Source organism: Streptomyces echinatus (genome assembly GCF_014203595.1).
GTDB classification, from domain to species: Bacteria; Actinomycetota; Actinomycetes; order Streptomycetales; family Streptomycetaceae; genus Streptomyces; species Streptomyces echinatus.
Genome location: NZ_JACHJK010000006.1, coordinates 116,933 through 130,809 on the forward strand (window position 1 = coordinate 116,933; position 13,877 = coordinate 130,809).

Below are 13,877 nucleotides of genomic sequence, written 5' to 3' on the forward strand. Positions count from 1 at the left end.
TCGCCGTGAGGGCGAAATAGATTCGGGGAACGTGCGCTCCGACCCGCCGACCGAGTAAGTGGGAGAACCGCGATGCCTCTGGACCGTCTGATCCGGCACCTGATCGCCTGGCAGAGCATCGACGGACCTCCGGTCCCGGACCGCGAACTGACGGTCGAACAGGCCCGCGAGCGGTACCGGGCGAGCGCGGTCCGTCCGCAGCGCGACGAGGACGGTTCGGGCCCGGCCGTGACCTCGGCCGACCGGCTGATCGACGGTCCGGACGGGGCGGCGCTCGGGGTCAGGGTCTACACCCCGGAGCGGGTCGGACAGCGGGTGGTCACCTTCCTGCACGGCGGCGGGTGGGTGCTGGGAGACCTGGACAGCCACGACTGGGTCTGCCGTGGCATCGCGGCGTCGCTGGGCGCGGTCGTGGTCGCGGTCGACTACCGGCGGGCACCGGAGTTCCCCTATCCCACGCCGCTGCGCGACGCCGTCGCCGCGGCCCGGTGGACGGCCCGGTCCTTCCCCGGCCGGACGCACGTGATCGCGGGCGACAGCGCCGGCGCCAGCCTGTCCGTGGGCGTCGTCCTCCAGGCGCCTGACGTCCGCTTCGCCGCGCAGCTGCTGATCTACCCGCCGGTGGACCCGAGCCTGATCATCGCCTCGGCCGGTGAGCACAGCAAGGGGTATCTGCTGAGCGTCGAGGACATGGCCTGGAACTACGAGCAGTACGTGCCCGATCCGCGGCTGCGCGCCGACCCCGCCGTCGACCTGCTGAAGGCGGACCTCACGGGCATGCCGCCGACCGTCCTGGCCACCGCCGAGTACGACCCGCTCCACGACGAGGGCGTGGAGCTCGCGGCGAAGATGAGCGCAGCGGGAGTCCCCGTACGCCATGTACCGGGGGAGGGGCTGGTGCACGGCTACTTCCTGATGCAGAGCACCGTGCCGGCGGCGGCCGAGTGCGCCCGGCGGGTCATCCGGGAACTGGACAGGCTGCTGGGCCCGGCGTGAGCCGGACGAGAGGCGCTCGGCGCGCCGTTCGGCGGGGCCGGCGACACGGCCGGCCGGCCCGGCGGGTCACGCCGGCCCGGCTCTCCTAGGGAGCGGAGTGGCCGGCCGCCTCCTCCCGTGGCGGCAGGGTCGTCTGCAGCCGGCAGAGCCCGTCGACGAAGATGTTCAGCCCGTAGTCGAAGCGTTCCGCCGGGTCCGTGCGGGTCAGCGAGTCGAGCGCCTCCGCGTACTGCGGTGACACCTCGACGTCGAGCCGCTCGGTGTGGGTCCTCCAGTCGTGGCCGGGCGGCAGGGCGACCTGGGCCTGCTCCTCGATGGTGTGACCGAGCACGTAGTAGAAGAGGGCGAAGGTGACCCAGCCCGCCTGGGCCGGGGGGAAGCCGGCCGCGCAGAGCACCTGCACGGCCGTGTCCGAGCCGATGATGGTGTTGGCCCCGGGTGCGAACGTGCCGGCCACCACCCGGGCGCCGTCGCGATGACCGAGCAGCGCCGCGCGGAGCCGCTTGCCCAGGATCTGGACCTGGTCGGGCCAGGGCACGTCCGGCAGGGGGGCGCCGACACCCTCGACGATCTTGTCGGCCACCGCGTCGAGCAGGGCCTCCTTGTTCGGGTAGTGCCGGTACAGAGCGCCACCTTGCACGTTGAGTGCCGCCCCGAGCTTGCGCATCGTGAGCTGGTCGAGGCCCTCGGCGTCCAGGAAACGCAGCGCTTCCCGGACAACGTCGGCTTTGCGCAGTGGCATTAAGGCTCCCTTGATTGACATCCGCCGGACGACATCGTAACGTGAACAACGTTCACGTGAACGCTGTTCACGTCAATGTGGTTCACTCGCGGTCAGTCACTGAGGAGACTCCATGTCCGAGACCCGAGTCGCTTCACCGCCACCTGTTCTCCGGCCGAATCTGCCACTCGGCGTCGTCGTGGCCATGTCCTGTCTCGCCCTGTTCATGGTCGTGCTCGACTCCACCATCGTCACCGTGGCCCTCCCGGACATGAAAACCGGGCTGAGCATGTCGACCGATCAGCAACAATGGGTGGTCAGCGGCTACTTGATCACCTTAGGGGGCTTCCTGCTCCTGGCGGCCAGGGCCGGCGATCTCTTCGGGCACAAACGGGTGTTCCTCTTCGGTGCGGTCGTCTTCACCGTCACCAGCCTGATCGGCGGCCTGGCGTCCGACGGCCCCGTTCTGATCGCGGCCCGGATCGCCCAGGGCGTCGGCGCCTCCGCACTGACCCCCACCAGCCTGAGTCTCATCACCGCCAGCCACACCGACGAACGCGAACGTGAGCGTGCCCTGGCGCTGTGGAGCATGATGGGCGGGATCGCGGGTCTGGCCGGTGTGGTCCTCGGCGGGGTCCTGACCGCCGAACTGAGCTGGCGCTGGGTGCTGTTCGTCAACGTCCCGCCCGGCATCGCGCTGTTCGTCGCCGGCGTGCTGTTCCTGCTTCCCTCCGCCGTCAGGGAACGGGTGCGGCTCGACCTGCCCGGTGCCCTCTGTGTCACCCTCGGGATCGGGGCGCTCACCTACGGGCTCTCGGAGGCGTCCAACGAGGGCTGGAGCTCGGCGAACACCCTGGTGCCGCTGATCGCGGCCGCCGTCCTCATCGCCGCGTTCCTCGTGGCCGAGGCCAGGGGCGCCAGCCCGCTCATCCCGCTGGACCTGCTCCGGCCGCGCTCCCTGCGGATCGCGAACGTGCTCATGTTCTGCCTGGGCGTGACGCTGACCGCCCTGATGTTCTTCCTGTCGCTGTACTGCCAACAGGTGCTGGGCTACAGCGCGTTGCGCACCGGTATGGCCATGCTGCCCGTCACCCTCATCTTCATCGTCGGGGCCCTCGTCTCTCGTCAGCTCGTCCCCAAGTTCGGCCCCCGGCCCCTGCTGGTGGCCGGCGGCCTCATCGCCGCCGGGGGCATCGCCTGGGTCGCCACCATCCCCACCCACAAGGCCTACCTGACCCACATCCTCCTGCCCAACCTGGTCGGCGGGTTCGGCGTCAGCATCATGCTGCTCGCCGTCACCATCAGCGGTACCGCCGGTGTCGATCCCAAGAACGCCGGCGCTGCCTCCGGGCTGCTCAACACGTCCCGTCAGATCGGCGGCGCCGTCGGTCTCGCCGTGCTCGTGAACATCGCCTCCCGCGTGACCTCCCACGCCAGTCACGACAAGGGCCGCCTCGACGCGCTCGTCCAGGGCTATCGCGCCGCGTTCCTCGTGAACGCGGGAATCATGCTCGTGGCCGCGCTGGCCGCCCTCGCGCTGCCGGCGATGGCGGCGGCCAAGGAAAAGACCCACGAATCGCTCGACGGCCAGACGGCGACCACCCCCTCGTAACCGGAACGCCGTTTGCGATTCGCTCCCTGGAATGAGCCGGACACGGAAACGTGTCCGGCTCATTCTGTTCTGCCGGGCCGGAGAATCGCCGGCTCGGAGGTCGCCGGCACTCGGTCTCCCCCCGGTCGTCGAGAGAGTGACTCGCCGGGTCGCCGGGTCGCCGGGTGCGGCGCGGGGGCAGACAGGGGCGCGTATGCCCGCACGGCCGGGTGACGCGCGGACTCATGGAGCAGGCGGCCCCGCTCGCTCTCGCCGCGTCTCCCGCTCGCGTGCCACCGCGCAGTGCCCGTTCGGTGCGGCGACCGTCTCCGGCCGCCGTCGCGGACAGGGGGGTGATCAAGGGAGATGTTTGCCAGTTTTCACTACGCAAATGATCATCGCATTTCAGGTGTAAGGGACACCTTGTGTAGTTCCATGTCTGAATCCAATGTTCCGGAAGTTCTCTCTGTCGCGACTCTGAAAGGACTTGACTGTTCAAGGATCGAAAAGGGCAGATCAGTCCGCGACGACACCCGACCGACGCCTCTCGTACAGGGGTGCGACCCTTCGCCGCGGACGTCGACGTGTTCTAAGCTCCGACTTGGTCGAAGATCCGCTTTGCGTTTGACGGTCGACGACTCGAACGGGGGTAGGGTCGAGAATTGCGCGCGCGAATCGGACGCAAAAATTCCGGCTGCGTGTTTCCCTGCGGCGGTCGAATTCCGGCATTTCAGCGGACGCCGCAGCTGGGGCAAGCTTTGGCCTAAACCTCTTGACCGATAACAGTTCGACTGACTATCTTCGACCGCTGTCGGCCTCAAACGGGGGAGGTTGCACGGTGTACTTGTCGATCGCCAACTCTGGGCGTATGGCAAGATTTAGCCGCTATCACATGGCCAGGTCGTTTCAATCAGAGGTCGGACCGACTTCCTACGGGTTTCCGCCGGCTGTACGAATCGGGCAGAAGTGCCGGCGGTGGCCTCATTACCGCATCTCGCGGTTCATTGAAGACGCTGGGGCCGCACGCGGGTGCCGGCGGCTCGACAGTGCCCTCGCGGGCAGGGGTGCCGGGCCCAGGTCGAAGCCTCTGACCTGCGGAAAGGTGGCCGGGCGTATGCGGTGCGGCGGCGGGCCGGCGAACGGGCCGGCGAACGGGACGGTCTCCGTCCCCAAGGCCGCGACGTCCGCCGCCGGCCGGGAATGCACGCACTGCCGCCGTACCGGCGATTTTCGGCCGCCGTGGCGGAACGCCCGCGTATCCCCCGGGGTGCGGAGGGCTGAGGCGGTGGCCGGAACAGCGCGCTCCGGGAGGCACGGCCGGGGTGGCGCCGAGGGTTTACGACATCGTGCCGGACGAGCCGTTTCCGGACTGAACCACTGACGCGATATTCGACCGGACTCTTCTCCACCACCAGCGAGCCTTTTTCTCATTCAGGGGAATCAATGGGAATCCGAGTGATGGTATCCGACGATTTATTGCTGTCCCGAAGCGCGCTCGCGGCATTAATCGAGAGGCGTGCGGAGATGCGGGTCGTCGGAGCGGTCGGTGGCGACACCGACGCGCTGGAGTTCGCCGAGATCCACCGGCCGGACATCGCGATCATCAGCTTCGACGGTTCGGACAGCAGTGCGATCAGCGTCGCCGAGAAGATCGCGAGTCTCCCGGAGTGCCGGAGTCTGGTCCTGGCGGAGAGCTTCACCCGCTCGATCATCCGCCAGGCCTTCTCGGGCGGCGTCGACGGGATGCTGCAGCGAAGCGTGCCGCCCAGCTGGTTCTTCGAGGCCCTGCACCGGGTGTATCAGGGCGAACGCGTCTTCGACGCGGACCTCACGGTCGCGGCCCTGGCCAACGCGGGCTGCCCGCTGACAGCACGCCAGCTCTCGGTGCTGGAACGTCTCTCCTACGGGGACACGATCGTCGAGATCGCGACACGGCTGCACCTCTCCGAGGGGACCGTGCGCAACTACCTCTCCTCCCTGGTGACGAAACTCGGTGCCCGCAACCGTATCGACGCGCTACGGATCGCCAGAGACGCGCACTGGCTCTGAACGCTCCGCTCGCCGGCTTCATCGACCAATTGGGGGATGGTAATGAACTTGGAAGTGGTGACGGCCGACGTCATCGGCGACATCGCTCTCGTGCTCGGGGCGTCGGGTCTGCTCGGCGCGCTCGCGCGCCGGTTGGGGCAGCCGACGGTGGTCGGCCAGATCGCCGCGGGGATCGTCCTCGGACCCAGCCTGCTCGGCAGGTTCCCGGGGGATCCCACGGATCACCTCTTCCCGGACCAGGCGGTTCCGTTCATCTCCGTCATCGCCCAGATCGCCGTTGTGATCTTCATGTTCGGAGTGGGCTACGAGATCGACCTGAGGTCCGTCCGCGACCACCGCAGGGCGGTCTCGCTGATCGCCGCCGGGGCGATCCTCGTTCCGCTGACCCTCGGCTCGGGCATCGCCCTGACGGTGCAGAACCTCGGCACCTTCGACGGCCGGCACACCGACGGCCGTTCCTTCCTGCTCTTCTTCGGTGTGGCGACGTCGATCACGGCACTCCCGGTGCTCGCGGCGATCGTCAGGGAGCGCGGCATCGCCGGGACCCCGGTGGGAAACATCGCCACCGCGGCCGCCGGGCTCATGGACGTGTCCGCCTGGCTCCTCCTCGCCGCCGCCCTCATCGGCACCGACGCGCCCGGGAGCAGGTCCTGGCCGGAGACGACGGTCCTCCTCACCGGCTTCGTCGCGCTGATGACGCTGGTGGTCCGCCCGGCGCTGAAGTGGTGGGTCCAGCGCCCGGGCACGGTGCTGTCCGACGAGGTCCCGCTCGCGTTCATGCTCGCCGCGGCGGGAGCCTGGGCCACCGCCTCCCTCGGACTGCACCCGATCTTCGGCGCCTTCGTCGCCGGGCTCGTCATGCCCAAACCGGACGGCGCGCCGGACGCCGACGTGCTCCGCTCGATGGAGCAGGCCGGAGGGCTGCTGCTGCCCCTGTTCTTCGTGGTCACCGGGCTGACGATCAACATCGGCGCGCTGAGCGGTTCCGACGTGGCCCTGCTCGCCGTGATCCTCGTGTGCGGGACCGGCGGGAAGGTCGCCGCGGCCTACGCGATGGCGCGGCTCGGCGGCCTCGACACCCGTCAGTCGGCCATGATCGGCGCACTGGTGAACACCCGGGGCCTGACCGAACTCATCGCGCTCAACGTGGGGTTGAGCGCGGGCATCATCGACACACGGCTGTTCACGGTCCTCGTCCTCATGGCCCTGATCACGACCGCCATGACCGGACCGCTCCTCACCGCGATCGAGGGCAGGTACAAGGTGGTGCCGGTGCCGAACGAACCGCTTCCGGCAGCGGTCCCCCGAGCACGGGACTACTCCTGACCTTCCACAACACGGTCGCCTGCATTCGTCGGGTGCTGATCCACCCCTGTCCCTGCGTCGCGAGATGGTGAGAAGTGATGGAGAAGCTGGTCGAACGGGATGTGGAAGAGAAGACGCTGGCCCAGCTCTACAGCGAACGCTCCACGGGCCGATGTCGTACGGTCGCCATCGGCGGCCCGCTCGCAAGTGGTAAGACCGCCCTGCTGGACTCCTTCGCCCGGGACGCCGCCGACGCGGGCGCCACGGTCCTCAAGGCCACCGCGTCGAGGTTCGAGCGCTACCAGGCGCTCGGGATCTTAGATCAACTCCTGCGTGCGCACCGGCTCTTCGCACACAGCGCCGGCCTGGAGGTCCGCGCGCTGGTGGAGGGTGTCCTGGAGGCGGGCGCGCACAGCGAGATCTCCCCGCCGGTCCTCGGGGTGCTGCAGGGCGCCTTCCAGCACCTGGCCGGCAGCCCGCCGCTGGTCGTCTGCATCGACGACGCGCATTTCATGGACGTCGAGTCGCTGCAGTACCTGCTCGCGCTCATGCGCCGGATGGGCAGCGCGCCGATATCGATCGTGCTCACCTACTGCCCGGACATGGGCCGGGACAGCGTCCAGCGCATCCTCCAGGCCGAGTTCCTCCGGATGCCCAACTGCGGCCAGCTGGACCTCGAACCGCTCTCGGAGACGGGAGTCGCGACGGTACTCGAGGAATATTTCAATCTTGAGACGGCGGGCCGGATGGCCTCCGAGTGCAGGCAGCTCTGCGGCGGCCGCCCGTTACTGGTACATGCCCTGGCCGAGGACTGCACCGGCAGGACGTGGGAGCCGGCCGCACAGCTCAGGCCGAGGGCCGGTCACGCCTTCGGCCGCGCCGTCCTGAGCTGCCTGTACCGGGCCGAGCCGGTCGTGCTGGAGATCGCGCAGGCGATGGCCACGCTCGGCGCGTTCCGGTCGGTGGCCGCCGTCGCGCGCCTGTGCGGCATGGACCCGGAATCCGTCGGGCGCATCGTCGCCTCACCCGGCGTCGGCGGACTCCTCGACCACGACCTTCTCGGGCAGCCGAGCGTGCGCGAGGCCGTGCTCGGCAGCATCCCGCAGAAGGAACGCCACGCCATGCGGTCCCGCGCCGCCCGGCTGCTGCACCACGAGGGCGCCCCCGCCCTCGTGACCGCCGAACACCTGATGCGGATCGACGACGCGATCCCCTGGGCGAAACAGGTCCTGTGCGAGGCCGCGGACCAGGCCCTTGCCGGCGGCGACCACGAGACGGCCATCGGCTACCTGGAAAGGGCCCATCGCGAGTGCGCGGACGGGCGGGAGCGGATCGGCATCGCCGCCCGGCTCGCCGACGTCATGTGGCGGTACAACCCGGCGGCGGTGAAGAGCTATCTGCCCGACCTGGTCGCGGCCGCCGAGCGGGGCGAGCTGTCCGTCCGGCAGTCGGTCCCGGTCGTCCGGAGCCTCCTCTGGAACGGCCAGGTGGAGCAGGCGACGCGGGTGACGGCGCGGCTGCGCGAAGGTGCGCGCGCCCAGGCCGGCGACGACGCCGCACGGCACGCCGAGCAGCTGCGCCTGTGGCTCCCGGTCACCTATCCGGGAATCGCCGCAGCCCCGGGACGCGAGGACGGGACTCTGCCGGACGACGGCATCGGCACCCCCGGGCACCGGGCCGCGGCCGCACTCGGCGCCGTTCTGCGGGGCGCGGGCGAAGAGGGAGCCGTCCCCGCCGCGGAGCGCGTGCTCCGGGAGGCCCTGGCCGGAGCCGCGAGCCCCGCGTCGTCGCTCGCCTCGCTCATGGTCCTGATCTACTCCGACAACCTCGACAAGGCGTCGGTGTGGTGCGATGCCCTCCTGGCCTCCATGGGGGAGACCTACGGGCTCGTGTGGAACGCCATGTTCACCTCCGCGCGCGCGGAGATCCACTACCGTCTCGGGGATCTGCGGAACGCCAAACGGCAGGCGCACGCCGCGCTCGCGCTGATGCCGCGCGAGAGCTGGGGAGCGGCCGTCGTCGTCCCGCTCTCGCTCCTCATCCTGACCACCACGGCGATGGGGAACCTGGGGGAGGCCGAGAGCTACCTCGACCTGCCCGTGCCCAGCGCCGCCTTCGGCACCCTCGGCGGAGTGGTCTACCTCGACGCCCGCGGCCATCTCCATCTCGCGCGCGGCCGCCACGACGCCGCGCTGCAGGACTTCCTGGCGGCCGGACACCTGATGAAGCTCTGGGAGGCCGACTGCCCGGCCGCGGTGCCCTGGCGCGTCAACGCCGCCCGCGCGTACCTCCACAAGGGTCTCGTGGCGCAGGCGAAGGAACTCCTGGCGGAACACATGTCGCTGCTCCCCCCGGGCCACCCGCGCACCCGCGGCCTGACCTACCGCGCCCTGGCTGCCACCCTCCGCGCGGAGGAGCGCCCGCCGGTCCTGCGGAAGGCGGCGAACATCCTCGACCGCTGCGGCGACTCACTGAACCTGGCGTACACGCTCGCCGACCTGGGCCACTCCTACGAGTCGCTGGGCGACTCCGTGCAGGCCCGCCGCCATGCCCACCGGGCGAGGACACTGGCGGACCGGTGCGCCGCGGCGCTCCTGCCGGGACCACCGCCGGCGGCGGCCGACGAGGGGGCGGGGGCGGAGCCCCTCAGCGCGGCCGACCTGCCCGTCCCCCAGCTCAGCTCGGCCGAGTGGCGAGTGGCGGAACTGGCCGCCCGGGGCTCCACGAACGAGCAGATCGCCCGCAAGCTCTTCATCACGGTCAGCACCGTCGAACAACACCTCACCCGCGCCTACCGGAAACTGGGCATCCGCCGCCGCACCCAACTCCCTTCCTGCCTCTCCGAACTCGTCCCGTGACCACCACCCACGAGCCCCGCCCCGGCGCCACACGTCCCCGGCGACCACGCCCCCTTCCCCCCCCGCCCGGCCCCGACCGGCACGCCCCGGACGGTACGGACACCGGGGGCGGGGTCGGGGGCGCAGTGGGGGTCGGTGTCGGGGCCGATGTCCGGGGCGGGGCCGGGGCGCCGTCGGCGCCGAGACCGGTCCTGACGCGCACCGCTCACGTCCGTGCACGGCGCGCACGCGGTACCGCTGGTGGGGTTTCGTAACGCGGCGGCTTCGTGGGTCGTCCGTGCGATCCGGCGGATCGTCACCGGCGCCATGCTCACCCCATGACTGACATCCCCCACCACGACCACGTGGAACCGCAGCGCGACCCCGGGCCGTCCGACGTTCCCGCGGGTACCACCCGAAGGTCCGTCATGGCCACCCTGGGCGGAGCCGCCCTCGGCGCGGCCGCGCTGGGTGTCGCCGCCACGCGGGCGACCGCCGCCACCGGGCACCGGGCCGCGGCCCGGCCGGTCGCCGCCTGCGTCCTCACGCCCGAGCAGACCGAAGGGCCGTACTACCTGGACCTGGAGACGGTCCGCAAGGACATCACCGAGGGCAGGGCGGGCGTTCCGCTGACCCTCCGCGTGACCGTGGTCGACGCGGTGACCTGCGCCCCGCTGCCCCGGACGGCGGTCGACATCTGGCACTGCGACGCCCTCGGGGTCTACTCCGGCTATGTCGCCGGAGGTTCCACCCCGGACACCACCTTCCTGCGCGGCGTGCAGCTGACCGACTCCGCCGGTGTCGCCGAGTTCACCACCGTCTACCCCGGCTGGTACGTCGGCCGGGCCCTCCACATCCACGTCAAGACGCACGGGGGAGGCACCGTGTCCGACGGGACATACCACGGCGGCCACGTGTCCCACACGGGCCAGCTCTACTTCCCGGAGGCGTACAACACCAGGGTCGCCGCCCTGTCGCCGTACCGGAACAACAGGGCCTCCCGCACACTCAACGCGCGGGACGGCATATACCGCAACGGCGGGTCCTCGACCCTGCTGACCCTCACCCAGGCCGGCAGCGACCTCGGCAAGGGAGTCACCGGAACCGTCGTACTCGGCATCGACCCCGCCGCCACACCCTGACGCACCCGGACGCCCGTGGTGGCCGGCCCGCCCAGGTGCCGGCCACCGCACGCGTGACGGCGGCCGCCCCGCTCCTGCCCGAGCCGGCCGGCGCGGTCCTCGGGGAGACACATGGCTGACGGTGCTGGTTTCGTTGCGGGGCGGTGCGGCCAGGAAACGGGGATGAGCCGGAGTCGAACATGTGACGTGTGCGGTGCCGCGCTGATCGTGAGGCCGCACGGAGGCCGGCCGGCTCGATACTGCTCCGGCGCCTGCCGGCAGCGGGCGCTGCGCCGAAGGGCGGCCTCGGGTGCCACGCCGCCGGCCCCGACGGCCGGTGGAAGCGTCCTGCCGCCGGCGCTCGACACCTTCGTCGGCCGACGGCAGGAACTGTCGAACCTGCGCACCCTCCTGAGGAGTTCGCGCCTCCTCACGCTGACCGGTGCGGGCGGTGTGGGCAAGACCCGGCTGGCGCTGGAGTTCGCCAAGGCGTCACCGAAACGCTTCGCACGGGTCGACCTCGTGGAACTCGCCTCGCTCCAGGACGGCGCACCGCTGACCCAGTCCCTGGCCGCCGCCCTGGGCGTGCGCGAACGAGCGGGCCGGACAGGCGTCGACGCGCTGGTCCGGGCGCTCGGCGACGCCCCCCGGCTGCTGATTCTGGACAACTGCGAGCATCTGGCCGAGCCGTGTGCCCGGCTCGCGGCGACGCTGCTGGGCCGCTGCCCCCGGCTGCGGATCCTGGCCACCAGCCGGGAGGCTTTGAGGGTGCCCGGAGAGACCGTGTTCCGGGTCGGTGAACTGTCCCTGCCGCCGGCCGACGCCGGAGACGACGTGACGGCCCTCCTGCGGTCCGAGGCGGTACGGCTCTTCGCCGACCGTGCCGCGAGCAGCTCCCCGGGGTTCACGCTCCATCGCGGCAACGGCCCCCTGGTGGCCGAGATCTGCCGGCGCCTGGACGGCCTGGCGCTCGCCGTCGAACTCGCCGCCCGCCACGCCGGCGGGCTCGCGCTGAGCGACATCCTGGCAGGACTGGACGACCGGTTCGCCCAGCTGGACCTGCTGACCGGGGGAAGCAGAACCGGCCCCCCACGCCACAGCGGGCTCGCCGCGGCGGTCGACTGGAGCCATCGGCTGCTGGATCCGGCCGAGCAGGCGGTCTTCCGGCGTCTTTCGGTCCTGGTCGGCGGGTTCGACGTGACCGCCGCGCAGACGGTCTGCGCCGGTGGCGGCATGGGCCCGCGGCAGGTCTTCCGCATCCTGTGCGCCCTGGAGGCGAAGTCGCTCGTCGTACGTCTGCCGGGAGAGACGGCACCCATGCCGGGAGAGACGGCACCCACCCGCTTCAGGCAGTTGAACGCCATCCGTGTCTACGCCCTGGACCGGCTGCGGGCTTCCGGTGAACTGCACGCCACCCTGCGCCGGGCGCTCGCGTGGCTGACCGAGATGGCCGACCGGGGCCGCGGGGACGTGTTCGCCGACCAGGCCGGCAGCCCGCTGGCGGCGGAACGGGACAATCTCGCCTCGGTACTGGCCCACGGCGCCGGACACGACGACACCGTCCTGGAACGGCTGACACTGGAGCTGGCGCGCGTGCACTACCAGCAGGAACAGCCGTCGGCCGCCCATGCGCTGCTCACCGGGCTGCTGCGGGGAGCCGGGGGCCGGGCGCCGGGCGGTCAGGTGCCGGCGCTCGCCGCCCGCGTGGCCTGCCAGCGGGCCGATCCGGACGAGGCACTGCGGCTGGGTGAGCAGGCGGTGCGCAGCGAGCGGATGCGCCGGGACGCCGCCGGACTGGCCAACGCCCTGGACGCCCGGGCGGCGGCGCGACTGTGCCGCGGCGAGTTCGCCGAGGCCGTCGCGGATCTGCGGGAGTGCCTGGAGGTCGTCGGTTCCGCCGGCAGGCCGCAGGACACCGCTTGGTGCACCCATCACCTGGCCTGGGCGCTGCTGCAGGCCGGCCGGGAACGGGAGGCCGACGCACTGATGTCACGGTGCCTGCCCGTGCTGAGACAGCAGGCGCCGTGGCCGCGGACCGCGGCCGCGCTGCACACCGCCGGGGCCGTACGGCTGGCACTGGGGCGTCTGCGCAGCGCGGAGACCCTGTTCGCCGAGGTGCTGAGGATCGCTCCAGGGGCCAGTTTCCACGCCCTGTACCCCGTGGAGGGCCTGGCCCTCGTCGCCGCCGAGAGCGGCGACATGCAGCGGGCGCTGCGGCTGTACGAGGCGAGCGCGCAGGCGCGGCGCCGCCTGGACACCGAGCCCGAGGCCCCCTGGCGGCACAGGATGGAACAGGCGGCGGCGCGTGCCCGCACCCGGCTGTCGGCCGCGGCGCAGGAGGCGGCCGTCGCCGGTGCCCGTGGGCTGCGCGGAGAGCGGCTGGTCGCGTACGCGCTCGGCGCGGGCAGTGGCGAGGAGCGAACCGGGCACGATGTCCGTACCACCGACGACCGGCTCCGGCTCACCGTGCGGGAGTCCACGGTGGCCGGACTCGTCGCGGAAGGGCTGACCAACCGGCAGATCGCCGACCGGCTCGGCCTCTCCGTCCACACGGTCGCCACGCACCTGGACAGGATCCGCGACAAGCTGGGCCTCCGTTCCCGCACGCAGATCGCACTCTGGACGGCCGCACGGACCGGGGGAGGGCGCCCAGCCCGGTGGTGAACCCCCGGCTCGGCTCCCGGCGACGGGAAACGAACGCACGCATGACCACGCGGGACTTGCGGCCTCGGAGGGATAACACGGCTGCTCCGCCCCGGGATCCGGGCCCCTGGGAGGCTGTGTGGAGGAGGTGTGTGTGGCGGTCGGCAGGCGATTCTTCGTATCCAGCGTGCGTGTTAGCCTGCCCGCGATCACGATCTCATGCATACGGGGGAGGCACGGTGGGCTCGGACGGCTACCAGGTGAAGGCAGGTATGACCGGCCCGGCCCAGCAACTCGACGAGGCCGGCACGGACATGGACGGCATCAGCTCGGCCGTCAAGTCCCGCACGAGTTACTCGTACGACGACGCCGGCGGCGAGGACGCCGCGTCGGCGCTCAACGCGTTCGTCAAGGCCTGGGAAGCGGAGGCCAAGACACTTGCTTCGGCGCTGCACGAGCTCGGCGGCAAGGTGCAGTTGGCCAAGAAGACCTACCACGGTGCCGACGGCCTGGTGAAGACGCACGCGGACCGCGTCCCCGCCGGCGGCACCAGCAGCCTCACCAGCACATCGGCACAGGGCGGACGCACCTCGGCCCTGTCGAGTTACTGAGGG

Annotated in this window: 9 protein-coding genes; 8 read left to right on the plus strand and 1 reads right to left on the minus strand. The window is 71.2% G+C overall.

Features of this window, described 5'->3' with window-relative positions; genetic code table 11:
• Nucleotides 1-72 precede the first annotated feature (72 nt).
• Entirely contained in the window at nt 73-996 is a 924-nt protein-coding gene (locus FHS34_RS18165) for an alpha/beta hydrolase (protein WP_184966544.1), read from the plus strand.
• Between the two features lie 85 nt (nt 997-1,081).
• Here FHS34_RS18165 and FHS34_RS18170 read toward each other — a convergent pair whose 3' ends face one another.
• Nucleotides 1,082-1,738, minus strand: coding sequence for a TetR/AcrR family transcriptional regulator C-terminal domain-containing protein (locus FHS34_RS18170; protein WP_184966546.1), 657 nt, complete (start codon nt 1,736-1,738; stop codon nt 1,082-1,084).
• 112 nt (nt 1,739-1,850) lie between these two features.
• Between FHS34_RS18170 and FHS34_RS18175 the strand changes: the two genes are divergently transcribed.
• From FHS34_RS18175 to FHS34_RS18205, 7 genes are all read left to right on the plus strand, one after another.
• Nucleotides 1,851-3,329, plus strand: a complete 1,479-nt coding sequence (locus tag FHS34_RS18175; protein ID WP_184966548.1) for an MFS transporter — start codon at nt 1,851-1,853, stop codon at nt 3,327-3,329.
• A 1,437-nt stretch (nt 3,330-4,766) separates the two neighbouring features.
• Nucleotides 4,767-5,357 (plus strand): response regulator transcription factor, encoded by a 591-nt coding sequence (locus FHS34_RS18180; protein ID WP_225817525.1) that lies wholly within the window; start codon nt 4,767-4,769, stop codon nt 5,355-5,357.
• Between the two features lie 42 nt (nt 5,358-5,399).
• Complete coding sequence (locus FHS34_RS18185; protein WP_184966557.1) at nt 5,400-6,683, plus strand: cation:proton antiporter; 1,284 nt, start codon at nt 5,400-5,402, stop codon at nt 6,681-6,683.
• Nucleotides 6,684-6,760: 77 nt separating this feature from the next.
• Nucleotides 6,761-9,520 carry an AAA family ATPase gene (locus tag FHS34_RS18190; protein WP_184966558.1) on the plus strand — a complete coding sequence of 920 codons (2,760 nt, stop codon included), beginning with the start codon at nt 6,761-6,763 and terminating at the stop codon, nt 9,518-9,520.
• A gap of 317 nt (nt 9,521-9,837) precedes the next feature.
• Nucleotides 9,838-10,641: an intradiol ring-cleavage dioxygenase gene (locus tag FHS34_RS18195; RefSeq protein WP_184966560.1), complete on the plus strand. Its 804-nt coding sequence runs from the start codon at nt 9,838-9,840 to the stop codon at nt 10,639-10,641.
• Nucleotides 10,642-10,803: 162 nt separating this feature from the next.
• Entirely contained in the window at nt 10,804-13,284 is a 2,481-nt protein-coding gene (locus FHS34_RS18200) for an ATP-binding protein (RefSeq protein WP_184966562.1), read from the plus strand.
• Nucleotides 13,285-13,502: 218 nt separating this feature from the next.
• On the plus strand, nt 13,503-13,874 hold the full coding sequence (locus FHS34_RS18205; RefSeq protein ID WP_184966564.1) for a hypothetical protein: 372 nt from the start codon (nt 13,503-13,505) through the stop codon (nt 13,872-13,874).
• The last annotated feature ends 3 nt before the right edge of the window (nt 13,875-13,877 follow it).